The organism is Salipiger sp. PrR003 (genome assembly GCF_010500785.1).
GTDB classification, from domain to species: Bacteria; Pseudomonadota; Alphaproteobacteria; order Rhodobacterales; family Rhodobacteraceae; genus Salipiger; species Salipiger pacificus_A.
Window position 1 is genome coordinate 22,321 of the sequence record NZ_JAAGOV010000026.1, and the last position, 13,390, is coordinate 35,710.

Consider the following 13,390-nt stretch of genomic DNA (forward strand, 5'->3'; position numbering starts at 1 on the left):
TGATAAGACATTATTGGAGGTTATCTTTTAGCGGGACTAGGCTCGCCCGAAAAGAGGATATTCCGATGCACGCACTACTCACTCAGGACATGGTCGAGACCTTCCAGCGCGACGGCGTCGTGCTGATCAAGGGGCTCTTCGCCGACCACGTTGACGACATCCGCGCCGGGATCGCGCGCAACATGGCAGAGCCCGGGCCCTATGCCGCCGAGAACCTCAAGGAGGGCGAGGCGGGGCGCTTCTTCGACGATTATTGCAACTGGCAGCGCATCCCCGAGTTCGAGCGCGTGCTGCGCAGCTCGCCCGCGGCCGAGGTCGCGGCCGAGCTGATGCGCTCGGACAGGGTGCAGGTCTTCCACGATCATGTGCTGGTCAAGGAACCCGGCACCTCCAAGCCGACGCCCTGGCACCAGGATGGGCCCTATTACTTCGTGGACGGGATGCAGAACGTCAGCTTCTGGTCGCCGGTGGACCCGGTCACCGATGCCAGCCTGCGCTGCGTCGCCGGAAGCCACCTGTGGGACAAGCCGGTGCTGCCGAAGCGCTGGCTGTCCGAGACCGACTTCTTCCCCGACAGCGACGCCTACATGCCGGTGCCCGATCCCGACGCCGAGGGCATGGACATCCGGGAATGGCAGATGGAGCCGGGCGATGCCGTGGCCTTCAACTACGGCATCCTGCATGGCGCCCGGGGCAACACCTCGACCTCGCGCCGCCGGGCCTTTTCGCTGCGGCTGGTCGGGGACGACGCGCGCTACGTCGCGCGCCCGGGTCCCACCTCGCCGCCATTCCCCGGCCACGGCATGCAGCCCGGAGACGTGCTGCGCGAGGACTGGTTCCCGGTGATCTTCGAGCGCTGAGGGCGCTCGCGGCGGGGGGGCTTGGGCTGGGGTCAGGCGGTGGTCCAATCCGCCTGGCCGCAGGGGCGCTCGCCCCTGTCAGGTCTTTGCCAGCCGGTAGATCGCAGGGATCACCAGCACGGTCAGCGCGGTCGAGGTCAGCAGCCCGAAGAGCAGCGAGATCGCCAGGCCCTGGAAGATCGGGTCCATCAGGATCACCGCCGCGCCGATCATCGCCGCCAGCGCGGTCAGCAGGATCGGCTTGAAGCGTGTCGCCCCGGCCTCGATCAGCGTCTCGACATCGAGCGGTTTGTCGGGCTGGGCGTGGCGGATGAAGTCCACCAGCAGGATCGAGTTGCGCACGATGATCCCCGCCAGCGCGATGAAGCCGATCATCGAGGGCGCCGAGAAGGGCGCGCCAAAAAGCCAGTGGCCGACGATGATGCCGAGGAAGGTCAGCGGCACCGGCGTCAGGATCACCAGCGGCAGGCGGAAGCTGCCGAACTGCGCCACCACGAGGATGTAAATTCCCAGCAGGGCCACCGCGAAGGCCGCGCCCATGTCGCGGAAGGTGACCCAGGTGACCTCCCATTCGCCATCCCACAGAATGCTCGGGCTCGAGGTGTCCTGCGGCTGGCCGTGCATCGAGATCGACGGCTTTTGCCCTTCGGGCCAGTCGAGACCATCCAGGATGTCGGCGGCGGCAAGCATGCCGTAGAGCGGCGACTCGAAGTCGCCCGCCATCTCGCCCATCACCATGATCGTCTCGAGGCCGTTGTGGCGGAAGATCGGGAAGGAGGTGAGCTCGTCCTGCAAGGTCACCACATCGCCCAGTTCCACCACGCCGCGCCCGCCGGGCAGGGCGTCGGCCGGCACCGGGGTCGAGAGCGCGGTCGCATCCATCACCCGGTCCGAGCGGTCGCGCGACAGCACGATGGGGATGGGCCGCCGCTCGCCGCCACGGTGCGAGTAGCCCACGGTGCCGCTCCCGTAGAGCAGCGACAGCGTCTCCAGCGCGTCGGATTCCTGCACCTTGTAGAAATCCAGCGCCGAGGGGTCGAGCCCCACGCGGCGGCGCGGGGCCTGCACGCCGTAGCTGTCGTCGACATCGACGACGTAGGGGATCTCGTCGAAAGCGGCGCGGACGCGCTCGGCCACCCTGCGGCGGCTCTCGGCGTCGGGGCCGTAGACCTCGGCCATGAGCGTCGAGATCACCGGCGGGCCGGGGGGCGGCTCGACGGTCTTCAGCACCGTGCCTGCGGGCAGCTCGAGCGCCGCGAGCTTCTCGCGCAGGTCCAGAGCGATCTGGTGGCTGGTGCGGTCGCGGTCCCCCTTGGGGGCGAGGTTGATCTGCACGTCGCCCATCTCGGGGAGCTGGCGCAGGTAGTAGTGCCGCACCAGCCCGTTGAAGTTGAACGCCGAGGCGGTGCCCGCGTGGGTCTGGGCCGAGATCGCCTCGGGCAGGGTGAGCGCGACGCGCGCCACCTGCTGCGCGACCGCGGCGGTGGTCTCGAGCGCGCTGCCCTCGGGCAGATCGATGACCACCGACAGCTCGGACTTGTTGTCGAAGGGCAGCAGCTTGACCGTGACGTCGCGCGTGTAGAGCGCGGCGAGCGAGCCGAAGGAGAGAACGGCCACCCCCAGCAGGAAGAGCGCCGAGACGGATTTGCGCGCCAGCAGCGGCCGGGCAACCGCGGCATAGAGCCGCCCCAGCGCGCCACCCGCCGCGCCGTGCTCGGCGCCAGGGTGCAGCGGCGCGCGGCCGGCGATCCTGAGCATCAGCCACGGCGTGATGATCACCGCCACGAAGAAGGAGAAGATCATCGCCGCCGAGGCGTTGGCGGGGATGGGGCTCATGTAGGGCCCCATGAGGCCCGACACGAAGAGCATCGGCAGCAGCGCCACCACAACGGTCAGCGTGGCCACGATGGTCGGGTTGCCGACCTCTGCCACCGCCGCGACGGTGGCGCCGAAGCGGCTCTGGCCCGCGTGCTTCATGGCCCAGTGGCGGGCAATGTTCTCGATCACCACGATGGCGTCGTCGACGAGGATGCCGATCGAGAAGATCAGCGCGAAGAGCGACACGCGGTTGAGCGTGTAGCCCATGATCCAGGCGGCGAAGAGCGTCAGAAGGATGGTCACCGGGATGACGATGGCGACCACGATGGCCTCGCGCCAGCCGATGGCGAAGAGCACCAGCACGACGATCGACAGCGTGGCGAGCCCGAGGTGGAAGAGCAGCTCGTTGGCCTTTTCGTCGGCGGTCTCGCCATAGTCGCGGGTGATCTCGACCGTTATGGACGAGGGGATGATATCGCCCTCCATCGCTTCGACCCGGTGCAGGATCTCCTCGGCAACCACAACGGCATTGGCCCCGGCGCGCTTGGCCAGCGCCAGCGTCACGGCGGGGCGGCTCTCAATGCCTTTGGGCCCGTGGCCGACGGTGCTGACGTAGTCCACGCCGGTGTCGGTCTCGAGCGTGACCTCGGCCACGTCGCGCAGGTAGACGGTGCGCCCGTCGCGGGCGGTCAGCTCGAGATTGCCGATCTCCTCGGAGGTGGTGAGCGTCTCGCCGACCACCAGCCCGACCTGCCGGCCGCCCTCGCGCAGGGTGCCGAGGGGCAGCGCGGTATTGGCGCCCTCGATCTTGCCCCAGAGCTGTTGCAGGGTGATCCCGTAGAGCGCGAGCCGCGCCGGGTCGGGGTTCACCCGCAGCTGCGGCTCGGTGCCGCCGATGACATAGGTGAGGCCCACATCCTTGATGGCCGCGAGCCGCGCCTCGAGCTCGCGCGCGACGCGGGTGAGATCGGCGGGGGTGACGGCGGTCTGCCCCTCGGCGGGCGAGAGGGTGAGCGCCACGATGGCCACGTCGTTGATGCCCCGCCCGACGATCAGCGGCTCGGGGATGCCGACGGGGATGCGGCCCAGGTTGGCGAGGATGCGGTCGCGCACGCGCAGGATCGCGGTGTCGGACGACACGCCGACGTTGAATCGCGCGGTGACCATGACCACGTCGTCGCGGGTCTCGGAGTAGACGTGTTCGACCTCGTCGATGCCCTTGACGATGGTCTCGAGCGGCTCGGTCACCAGTTTCACCGCGTCCCCGGCGCGCAGCCCGTCCGCCTGCACGTGGATGTCGACGAGCGGGACCGAGATCTGCGGCTCCTCCTCGCGCGGCAGGGCGGCAAGGGCGATGAGGCCCACCGCGAGCGAGGCGATGAGGAACAGCGGGGTGAGCGGCGACTTGAGGAAGGCGCGGGTGAGGTGCCCGGCCAGTCCGAGGGCGCCCGAGGCGCCGCTATCGTGGTCAGTCATCGAAGAGCACCACGGCCTCGCCGGCATCGAGCCCGGTCAGGATTTCGCGCCATGCGGCGCCTTCCCGGGTCACCGCGCGGCCCGGCACGACGATGCGCTGCACCGGTCCCTCGGCGGTTTCGACCAGGACCATGTCGAGCCCGCCGCCCCTGCCGATTGCGGCCTCGGGCACGAGGATGGCCTGCCGCGCGCCCACCGGAAGCCGCACCGGCAGGCGCAGGCCGACGTAGCGCTCTTCGAGCCCGGCGACCTCGACGTCGGCCTGCAGGCGACCGCCCTCGATCTGCGGGTAGAGCTTGGCGATGGTCCCCCCGCCAGTGGGGCTCCCGGTGGGACTTGCGGGGCCGTGGCCTCTTTCCATCTCGATCCGGTCGCCCTCGGCCAGGGTCTGCGCGAACCGCTCGGGAATCGACAGGCGCAGGAAGGCGCCGCCGCTGCCGATCAGCGCAACCGTCTCGCCTTGTCCGACGAAGGAGCCGCGCGAGACCGGCACCGACAGCACGATGCCCGCCTCGGGCGCGGTGACCCCGCCTTCCTCGATCTGCCGCTGGATCACCCGGCGCTGCGCCTCGGTTGCGGCGATCTGACTGGTCAGCACGTCGACCGAGGTCTGCAACGCGTCGAGCCTTTGCGCCGAGATCGTGCCGCTCTGCTGCAGGGTCTGGCCACGGGTGAGATCGGCTTGGGCGTTGCCGAGCTGGGCGCGCAGGGCCTCGGCCTGGGCATCGAGCGCGTCGATCTGGACCGAGAGCTTTTCATCCTCGACGGTGCCGACGAGCTGCCCGGCGTCGACCCGGTCGCCCTCGGTGACGTTCAGCGCGACCAGCGTGCCCGCGATGCGGGCCCGGGCGGGCAGCTCGTTGCGGGTCTCGACCTCGCCGTAGACGGGCTTCCACTCGGTGATCGGTTCGGAAATGACGGGCTGCGTCTGGGCCAGAGCGCCGCTGGCGGCCCAGAACAGGAGTATCGAAAGCACGGTAGGTCGCATGGCAGTCCCTCGCGGTCGACTTAATATTCGATAAGGTGAATATAAATAGAATTCCAGTAGAAACCTGCACTTCATACTTGGGCGAGGCGTTGCCGGGCACAGGCGATCATCGGCCCCGCGCCCCGCTCACCTGTCCGCCAGGACCTCGGGCGCGGCGCCGGTGAGCTCGCGCCCGGCGCTCTGGTACCAGCGCTGGAGGCCGTCCCAGATCTCTTCGGCCTCTTCCGCGTACCAGAAGAGATCGCGGTCCTCGGGGTCGATCACCCCTTCCTCGACAAGGAAGTCCACGTCGAAGGCCCGCCGCCAGAAGCTTTCGCCGACCAGCACCACGGGCACCGGGAGGATCTTGCGGGTCTGGATCAACGTCAGCGTTTCGAAGAGCTCGTCCATCGTGCCGTAGCCGCCGGGGAAGACGACCAGCGCACGGGCGCGCTTGAGGAAATGCAGCTTGCGCAGGGCGAAGTAATGGAAGCGGAAGCAGAGGTCGGGCGTGAGGTAGGGATTGGGGTATTGCTCGTGCGGCAGGGTGATGTTGAGACCGACACTGCGCGCCCCGGCCTCTTGGCTGCCGCGGTTCGCCGCCTCCATCATGCCCGGCCCGCCGCCGGTGACCACCACCAGCCGGTTGCCGGGCGGCCCTTCCTGCGAGCCGACGATCCGCCCGAAGGCGCGCGCGACGTCGTAGTAGCGACTCTTGTCGGCCACGCGCCGGGCGATGGCGAGGGCGTCTTGCAGGGCCGGATTGCCGGGGGATTGCGCCAATGCGGCCGCGCGCGCGGCCACCTCCGCCGCGGCGCGAGCCGGCTCGGGAATGCGCGTCGCGCCGAAGACGACGACGGAATGGGCGATGCCATGCGCCTGCAGCAGCGTCTCGGCCTTCTGGTAGTCGAGCATCAGCCGCACGCCGCGCATGTCGTCCCGGTCGAGGAAGTCCACGTCGTGATCGCCCGCTCGGTAGCTCGGACTGGCCATGATCCGGCGCACGAGATCCGGCGCGCGCCGGTCCTCGGTGGCGGGTTTCGGCGCGCACCAAGGCAGGTCCACGTCGCGCTCCGCGCTCGGCGGCGGTGTCTCGGGGCAATCTTCCATCATCGGCCCTCCTTCTTCTTTGCGCGCACCGGCAGGCGTCCGGCGGCAAGCTCCATGATCTCCGCGGTGAACGCATCCCGCCGCTGCCGCCCGAACGCCGCAAAAGCCCCGCCGAAATGCTCGTCCACCACCGCGCGGCGGAGGGCGGCGACCTTGTCTGCCGGGTCGAAGCTCTGGGGTTTCATGGGGCGGTCCTCGCCAGGACGATCTGCTTCAAGGTAACGGATTCGCGCGCCGTCACCTTGCGCCGTGTCAAACCCCCCGCCTTTGCAGCGACTTGTGAAGGCGACCGCGATCCCCTTGCCTTGCGCTTCGCGACAGGTCCCGGGTCAGCGCCGGGCTTTCCCGCGGCGCCCGCGTGGCGCATAGTCAGCTCAGGAGGATCCCACCATGATAGACGTGAAAGATATCGGTGAGCACGGCATTCTCGAGCTGACGATGACCCCGCCGGTCACCGATTCGGATTACCGCGACAAGCTGATGCCCGCGCTCGACGCGGCGCTGACCAAGGGGGACCGGCTTCGGTTGCTGGCCATTGTCGAGGCGCGCCCCTCGGAATTTACCCTCGGCGCGATGGTGCAGGACGCGCGGACCGGGCTCAAACACTGGCGCGGCTTCGACCGCATCGCGCTGGTGAGCGACGACAAGGTCGTCAGGGCGGCGGTCGGGGGGGTGTCGGTCTTCATGCCGTGCCCGGTCTCCACCTTCGCGATGGCCGAGGTCGACGCGGCGCGGCGCTGGCTGCGCGAGAGCCTCGGCACGATCCAGCAGGAGGATCTTGGCGACGGCATGCTCGAGGTGCGGCTGCGCGGAAAAGTGGATGGCGCAGCCTATGACGAGGCCATCGGCGATCTCGACAGTTTCTTCGCGGCGCATGAAACGGTGCGGCTGCTCATCGACCTGCGCGATTTCGACGGCTGGCAGGGGCTCGACGCGCTGCGCGACCATTTCTACCTCGTGCGCGGCCATGCCAAGCGGGTGCAGCGCGCGGCGATCGTCGGCGATGCCGGCTGGCAGGAGATGGCGGTTCAGATCGGCAAGCGCGCCTTCGGACTCGAGGCGAAGTATTTCGCCGCCGCCGATATGGCCAAGGCGAAGGCGTGGCTGGCGGGTTGAGTGCGCCGAAGGCTAGCGCCCGAGCCGCCCCTGCACGCGGAGCCTGACGTCGTCGGGCTCCTCGCCGAGCGCGCGCAGGAGCGCGGCGAGATCGCCGCGGGTGCCGTGCAGCTGGTCGATGAGCTGCATGACCATCCCGAGCGCGTCGTCGTTCAGCTCGAAGTCGTCGCAGAGATCGCAGAGAAGCTCCATCCGCGCGATGTCGACCTGGCGATAGACCGCCCGACCGCTCGCCTCGGCGGGAAAGATCACCTGCGCGCGCAGGAAGCGGGTGAGGCGCGCGCGGTCGAGCCGCCCGACGGCGGCGATGGCTTCTTCCTCGGAGTAGAAGACGCGGGTCATGCTCAAGTCCTCCAGCCCTTGCGCGGATCATACGGATGGCTCTTGGCCCAGTCCTCCATGAAGTCGGCGAGCCTGTCGTCGACCTGCTTGGGCATCACGATCTGCAGCTCGATGCGCTGGTCGCCGGCGGGGCGTCCCGCGGCGGCGACGCCCCGCCCGCGCAGCCGCAGGGTCTGGCCGCTGCTGGCGCCGTTGGGGATGGTGACCTTCACCGGCCCGGCGATGGTGGGCGCCTCGACCTTGGCCCCGAGCGTTGCCTCGTAAAGGGTGATCGGCAGCGAGATGACGATGTCGTCGCCCTCGCGGCGGAAGATCGGGTGCGGCTGGATCGAGAGGGTCACATAGGCATCGCCCGGCGCGCCGCCGCCGATGCCCGGCCCACCCTTGCCGCGCAGCCGCAGGGTGGTGCCGTCGGCGACTCCCTTGGGGATTTTCACCTCGAGGTTGCCGCCGCCGGGCAGGGTGATCCGCATGGAGCCGCCGTTCGCCGCGTCGAGGAAGGGGACCTCGAGCGCGTATTGCGCATCGGCGCCGCGGGCGCGGAAGCCGTAGCCGCCCTGTCCCTGAGCGTGTCCACTGCCCTGGCCCCCGGCCTGACGGCGCAGGAACTCGGCGAAGATGTCCTCGGCGTCGCCAAAGTCCTCGTAGCGCGGGTCGCGGCGGTAGGGGTTGTCGGCCTGCTCGGCGAAATCGCGGTAGAAGCGGCGCTCCTGCGGGCGCTCCTGCCCGCTGGCGTCGATCTCGCCGCGGTCGAAGCGGGCGCGCTTCTCGGGGTCCTTTAGCAGCTCGAAGGCGGCGCCGGCCGCCTTGAAGCGCGCTTCGGAGGTTGAATCGCCCGGGTGCAGGTCGGGGTGGCTCTCCTTGGCGATCCTGCGGTAGGCCTTCTTGATCTCGTCGGCGCTGGCGGTCTTTGTCACGCCGAGCACGTCATAGGGGTTGTCGCTCATCGCCGCTCCACCGGTGAGTCCGCTCGTGACGAGTAGAGCCGGTTCGGGCGTGTCCCGCAACTGCGCGCTGCGGTTTTCGGGCCCGAAGGCCGGCAGCCCGGGGGCTGCCGGCGTGGACCAGGGTATGAGAGCGCCGGGCTCAGTAGACCGTCACGTCGAAGCCGAACCACTTCTCGGAGAGCGCCTTGGTGGTGCCGTCTGCCTTCACCGAGTCCAGCGCCTTGTCGAACATCTCGCGCAGCTCGGTGTCTTCCTTGCGCAGGCCGACCGAAGAGCCGCGGCCGAGGATGCCGCCCTGGAAGCGCGGGCCCGCCATGGTCATCTCGGCGTTTGCCGGTTCCTTGATCGTGGTCATCAGGTAGGCGGGCGAGGCGATCACCGCGTCGATGCGCCCGGCCAGCAGGTCGAGGTCATGCTGCTCGGTCGCCTTGTACTCGCGGATGGTCAGCTCGTCACCGAAGGTCTCCTGCATGAAGCGGGCCGAGATCGCCGAGCTCTGCACGCCGATGGTCTTGCCCTTCAGCATCGGGCGGATCTCCTCGATCGCCTCTGCCGCGCCCTCGGGGTTGTTGGCGAGGTTGAACAGCTCGCCCTTCAGCGGCAGCTGCTCGAGCTCGCTGCCCTTGAGCACGCCGAAGGTCTGGCCGGTGGAGCCGTAGGGCTGCGAGAAGGAGATCACCTCTTCGCGCTTTGCAGTGGCCGACATGCCGGCCATGATCGCGTCGTACTTGCCGGCCAGCAGGCCGGGGATGATGCCGTCCCAGTTCTGCGCGACGAGGGTGCATTCGACCTCCATCCGCTCGCAGAGCACCTTGTAGAGATCAACCTCGTAGCCGGTCAGCGTGCCGTCGGCCTCGGTGAAATTCCACGGCGCGAAGGCGCCTTCGGTGGCGATGGTGACGTGGGTCCAGTCCTTCGCCTCGGCAGTTGCGGCAATGGCGGCAAGGCCGAGCGTCGCGGCGATGAGTGTTTTTTTCATGGTGTATTCCCTTGTTGGTCTTTGGTTGCTCTGTTCGGGGGGAGCGCCGCTCAGGTCGTGGCGAAGCGCTGGAAACGGTCGGATCCGCCGCCGCCGAAAAGCTCGGCCGGGCTGCCCTCGCAGTCGATCTGTCCCTCATGCAGGAAGACGACCCGGTTCGAGACGTCGCGGGCAAAACCCATCTCGTGGGTGACGACGAGCATGGTGCGGCCTTCTTCTGCGAGGCCGCGCATCACCCGCAGCACCTCGCCCACCAACTCGGGGTCGAGCGCCGAGGTTGGCTCGTCGAAGAGCATCACGTCGGGGTGCATGGCGAGCGCGCGGGCGATCGCCGCGCGCTGCTGCTGGCCGCCCGAGAGCTGCGCGGGATAGGCGTCGCGCTTGGCGGCGATGCCGACCTTGTCGAGGAAGGCCAGCGCCTCGTCCTTCGCCTCGGCCTTCGAGCGGCCGAGCACGTGGATCGGCGCCTCCATGACGTTCTCGAGCACGGTCTTGTGCGACCAGAGATTGAACGACTGGAACACCATGCCGACGCGAGCGCGCAGTCTTTGCACCCTCGCCGGATCGGCGGGCTTTGCCCGTCCGGCGCGGTCAGTGGCCAGCTCGATGCGCTCGTCGCCGATCCAGACCTCGCCGCCCGTGGGCGTCTCGAGCAGGTTGATGCAGCGCAGCATGGTGGATTTGCCCGAGCCCGAGGAGCCGAGGATCGAGACGACTTCGCCCCGGCGCGCCTCGAGATCGACGCCGCGCAGCATCTCGTTCGCGCCGAAGGATTTTCGCAGGCCGCGCAGGCGGATGGCGGGAGAGGTCATGGCTTGGCTCCTGTCAGGCGGGTGTCGGGGGCGGGCTTGCCCGTGGCGACCGGGCGCAAATGCGCGGTCAGCCGGTGGTCGGCGACGGCCACGATGCGGGTGAGCACGAAGTTGATGGCGAGGTAGATCGCACCGGCGGCGGCGAAGACCTCGATCACCCGGTAGGTGTCCGAGATCAGCTTGGCGGCGAGGCCGGTGATCTCCATCAGCGTGATCATCGAGGCCAGCGAGGTCGCCTTGCACAGCAGGATCAGCTCGTTGCCATAGGCGGGCAGGGCCTGTCGCACCGCCTGCGGCAGCACGATCCGGCGGAACGCCAGCCAGGGCGACATGCCGCAGGCCATGGCCGCCTCGCGCTGGCCGTGGCTGACCGACTGTAGTCCGCCGCGCACGATCTCGGAGCCATAGGCGCCGGTGTTGAGCGCCAGCGCGAGGATGGCACACCAGAAGGGCTCGCGCAGCACCGGCCAGAGCAGGCTGCTTCGCACCGCCTCGAACTGGCCGAGCCCGTAGTAGATGAGGAACATCTGCACGAGGAGCGGCGTGCCGCGGAAGACAAAGACGTAGACCTTCGCTGCCTGCTGCAGGGCGCGCGGCCCCCAGAGCCGGGCGGCGGCAATGGCGATGGCGATGACCACGCCGATCGTGACCGAGAGCGTGGCCAGCAGCAGCGTCAGCGGGATGCCGGCAGAGAGCGTCCGGACGGTCTGCCAGAGGAAGGGAAAGTCCATCGTGTTACCTCTGCAGGCCGCGATTGAAGTGCCGCTCGGCGCGGCCGAGGATCAGCCCCGAGCCCCAGGTGACGACGAGGAAGAGCACCGCCGCGGCGAAGAAGAAGTAGAAGGGCTGGCGGGTCGACCCGGCGCCGATCTGCGCCTGCCGCAGCAGCTCGACGACCCCGGTGACCGAGACCAGCGCGCTTTCCTTGAGGGTGATCTGCCAGACGTTGCCCATCCCGGGCAGCGCGTGGCGCGCGGTCAGCGGCAGCACGATGCGGCGGAACAGCGTGCTGCGCGACATGCCGATGGCGCTGGCGGCCTCGATCTCGCCGGGGTTCACCGCCCGGTAGGCGCCGCGGAACACCTCGGCATGCTGCGCCGCCGATACCACGCCGATCGCCATGGCGCCCGCCGCGAACCCGGGCAGGTCGACGAAGCCCTCGTAGCCGAAGCCGCGCATGAGCTTGGTCAGCATCATCGAGCCGCCGAAGTAGAAGAGGTAGATCACCAGCAGGTCGGGAATGCCGCGCAGCACGGTGGTGTAGGTTCCGGCGATCCCCCGCAGCACCGGGCCGCCGCGCAGCTTGGCCCAGGCCAGCAGTGCGCCGAGCGTGCCGCCGATCAGGTAGCCGGTGCCGGCGACGGCAAGGGTCATCAGCGTCGCCTGCAGCAGGGCAGGGGCCCAGCCATCGGGGCCGAAGCTCATCAGGTCGAAGAATCCGGGGCGGTCCATGGTCTGCTCTCGCTTGGGGGTCAGGCCGGAACCGGCAGGTCCGGGGCGACGTCATCGGGCAGCGGGTTGACGAAGGGCCGCCCGTCGCGGCGGCGCTCGAAGTCCGCCTTGGCGGCAGCCAGTTGCGCCGGGTCCTCGAAGACCGCCTTGGCGGTGGCGGCCATCACCTTTGCGGCGTGAACCATGCCCTTGTGGGCGATGCCAGACTGTCCCTGCGCCACCAGCTGCCAGGAGTGCCCGGGCGTGCCGATGGCATAGGTCGCGCCGCGCACCTGCACGGTGGGCACGACCCAGCTCACCGTGCCGACATCGGTCGAGCCGACGCCGCCGCCCTGTCCCTGGGTGAGCGGCGGGATGAAATCGCAGAGCGGCAGATCCATCCGCGGCGCCACGCCGAAGCGCTTGAAGGCGGCGCGGATTTCCTCGGGGGTGAGGGTCTTGCGGATCGCCTCGGCAAAGCGGCGGTCCTCGGCGTCGAAGGCGGGCGGGCCGAGCCGTTCAAGCTGGGCGTGCATGAGCGCTTCGAGGGGCGTGTTGCCGATCAGGTTGGCATCGCCCGAGAGCACCCGGTTGCGCACCGTTGTGCCGGTCATCAGCGCCGCGCCCTCGGCCACCTTGCGGACCCGTTCGACCAGCGGCAGCAGCTCGTCGAGCTCGCGCGCGCGGATCAGGTAGCGCACCGCCGCATAGGGCTGCACGACGTTGGGCGCATGGCCGCCGGCGTCGGTGATCGCGTAGTGGATGCGGGCCGAGTCGACCATGTGCTCGCGCAGGAAGTTCACGCCGACGTTCATCAGCTCGACCGCGTCGAGCGCCGAGCGCCCCAGTTCCGGCGCGGCGGCAGCATGCGCGGAGCGGCCCTCGAATTCAAAGAGGATTTCGTTGCAGGCCAGCGAGATCGGGGTGTTGACCGCGGCGAGCGGCGCGGGGTGCCAGCAGATCGCCACATCGACGTCGTCGAAGAGCCCCTCGCGCACCATGAAGCCCTTGCCCGAGCCGCCCTCCTCGGCGGGGCAGCCGTAGTAGCGCACCCGCCCGGGGCGGCCGGTCTCCTCGAGCCAGCCCTTCAGCGCAGCGGCGGCCAGCATCGAACCCGCGCCAAGCACGTTGTGGCCGCAGCCATGCCCCGGTGCGCCGGTCTGCAACGGCATCTTCTCGGCCACGCCCGCCCGCTGGCTGAGCCCCGGCAGCGCGTCATATTCACCGAGGATGGCGATCACCGGCCCGCCGTCTCCGGCCTCGCCCATCACCGCGGTCGGCAGTCCCGCGACGCCCCGGGTGACGCGGAAGCCCTCGGCCTCGAGCATCTCGGCGTGTTCGGCGCAGGACCGGTGCTCGGCGAAATTGGTCTCCGGCATGTCCCACACCCGGTCCGACAAGGCGCAGAACGCCGCCTCCCGCGCGTCCACCTGGGGCCAGATGCTGTCGGTGTTGCTGGCGGTCATTTTGATTGCCCTCGCGGTTCTGCCTGATATTGGCTGCAGTATTGGTGCCAATTTTGGTAACATTGC

At 69.2% G+C, this 13,390-nt stretch carries 13 protein-coding genes; 2 read left to right on the top strand and 11 right to left on the bottom strand.

Annotation, left to right across the window (positions count from 1 at the left end):
* Positions 1-65: 65 nt before the first annotated feature.
* A complete protein-coding gene (locus G0D83_RS03820) occupies positions 66-860 on the top strand; it encodes a phytanoyl-CoA dioxygenase family protein (RefSeq protein ID WP_203595042.1) in 795 nt (264 codons plus the stop codon).
* Positions 861-938: 78 nt separating this feature from the next.
* Here G0D83_RS03820 and G0D83_RS03825 read toward each other — a convergent pair whose 3' ends face one another.
* The 4 genes from G0D83_RS03825 to G0D83_RS03840 all read right to left on the bottom strand — a co-directional run bounded on the left by G0D83_RS03825 (position 939) and on the right by G0D83_RS03840 (position 6,416).
* Positions 939-4,154 carry an efflux RND transporter permease subunit gene (locus G0D83_RS03825; protein WP_164189661.1) on the bottom strand — a complete coding sequence of 1,072 codons (3,216 nt, stop codon included), beginning with the start codon at positions 4,152-4,154 and terminating at the stop codon, positions 939-941.
* A complete protein-coding gene (locus G0D83_RS03830; RefSeq protein WP_370457153.1) occupies positions 4,147-5,130 on the bottom strand; it encodes an efflux RND transporter periplasmic adaptor subunit in 984 nt (327 codons plus the stop codon). Before G0D83_RS03830 ends, G0D83_RS03825 begins: the two co-directional genes overlap by 8 nt.
* 138 nt (positions 5,131-5,268) lie before the next feature.
* A complete protein-coding gene (locus tag G0D83_RS03835; protein ID WP_164189665.1) occupies positions 5,269-6,234 on the bottom strand; it encodes an LOG family protein in 966 nt (321 codons plus the stop codon).
* Entirely contained in the window at positions 6,231-6,416 is a 186-nt protein-coding gene (locus G0D83_RS03840) for a hypothetical protein (RefSeq protein WP_164189667.1), read from the bottom strand. Before G0D83_RS03840 ends, G0D83_RS03835 begins: the two co-directional genes overlap by 4 nt.
* A gap of 205 nt (positions 6,417-6,621) precedes the next feature.
* Between G0D83_RS03840 and G0D83_RS03845 the strand changes: the two genes are divergently transcribed.
* Positions 6,622-7,347: an STAS/SEC14 domain-containing protein gene (locus G0D83_RS03845; protein WP_108970532.1), complete on the top strand. Its 726-nt coding sequence runs from the start codon at positions 6,622-6,624 to the stop codon at positions 7,345-7,347.
* A gap of 12 nt (positions 7,348-7,359) precedes the next feature.
* Here the strand turns inward: G0D83_RS03845 and G0D83_RS03850 are convergent, their stop codons facing one another.
* From G0D83_RS03850 to G0D83_RS03880, 7 genes are all read right to left on the bottom strand, one after another.
* Complete coding sequence (locus tag G0D83_RS03850; RefSeq protein ID WP_164189669.1) at positions 7,360-7,689, bottom strand: hypothetical protein; 330 nt, start codon at positions 7,687-7,689, stop codon at positions 7,360-7,362.
* A 2-nt stretch (positions 7,690-7,691) separates the two neighbouring features.
* Positions 7,692-8,636, bottom strand: a complete 945-nt coding sequence (locus G0D83_RS03855) for a DnaJ C-terminal domain-containing protein (protein WP_164189671.1) — start codon at positions 8,634-8,636, stop codon at positions 7,692-7,694.
* A 139-nt stretch (positions 8,637-8,775) separates the two neighbouring features.
* A complete protein-coding gene (locus G0D83_RS03860) occupies positions 8,776-9,615 on the bottom strand; it encodes a transporter substrate-binding domain-containing protein (protein WP_164189673.1) in 840 nt (279 codons plus the stop codon).
* A gap of 50 nt (positions 9,616-9,665) precedes the next feature.
* Positions 9,666-10,427: an ABC transporter ATP-binding protein gene (locus G0D83_RS03865; RefSeq protein ID WP_164189675.1), complete on the bottom strand. Its 762-nt coding sequence runs from the start codon at positions 10,425-10,427 to the stop codon at positions 9,666-9,668.
* On the bottom strand, positions 10,424-11,158 hold the full coding sequence (locus G0D83_RS03870; protein ID WP_164189677.1) for an ABC transporter permease: 735 nt from the start codon (positions 11,156-11,158) through the stop codon (positions 10,424-10,426). The genes G0D83_RS03865 and G0D83_RS03870 overlap by 4 nt, the downstream gene beginning before the upstream one ends.
* A 4-nt stretch (positions 11,159-11,162) precedes the next feature.
* A complete protein-coding gene (locus G0D83_RS03875; RefSeq protein WP_095881749.1) occupies positions 11,163-11,879 on the bottom strand; it encodes an ABC transporter permease in 717 nt (238 codons plus the stop codon).
* A gap of 20 nt (positions 11,880-11,899) precedes the next feature.
* The gene (locus G0D83_RS03880) at positions 11,900-13,324 is read right to left on the bottom strand and encodes a M20 family metallopeptidase (protein ID WP_164189679.1); all 1,425 of its coding nucleotides are present in this window, start codon (positions 13,322-13,324) and stop codon (positions 11,900-11,902) included.
* Positions 13,325-13,390: the final 66 nt, after the last annotated feature.